Source organism: Enterobacter sp. SCRI0065, assembly GCF_059766475.1.
The window spans coordinates 1-457 of the sequence record NZ_JCBAJB010000029.1 but is presented as its reverse complement, the minus strand read 5'-3'; the positions used below and the strand labels follow the sequence as shown (position 1 = coordinate 457).

Here is a 457-nt window from a genome sequence, read left to right as displayed (position 1 = left end):
ATATAAATCTGACCAGATTCCATATCTGACGTGTGTACGATACGCATCGGCGGCAAATAGCCCAGCCGCACCGCCTGACGCGTCAGGGAGAAAACGCCTGAAATGACGGCCTGCGAGGCAATAATTGTCGCCAGCGTGGCCAGCACCATCAGTGGAATCAGCGCCCAATCTGGCGCCAGCAGGAAGAACGGGTTTTTGATCGCCTCGGGGTTCTTTAATAACAGCGCGCCCTGTACGAAGTAATATAATACCAGCGACGGCAGCACCACCGTAAACCAGGCCAGACGAATCGGGAATTTACCGAAGTGACCCATATCGGCATACAGCGCTTCGACCCCGGTAATGGCAAGCACCACCGCCCCCAAAGCGAAGAACGACACCGCTTTATATTCGATAAAGAAGCGAACGGCGTACATCGGATTCAACGCCTGCAAGACTTCGGGGTTAGCGATAATAC

The 457-nt window shown here is 53.8% G+C and carries 1 protein-coding gene; it reads right to left on the bottom strand.

All coding sequences use genetic code 11. The features are described 5' to 3' along the window. A partial coding sequence (locus AC6EMZ_RS23260) for a KUP/HAK/KT family potassium transporter (RefSeq protein ID WP_498405178.1) occupies positions 1-457 on the bottom strand: 457 nt, incomplete at both ends.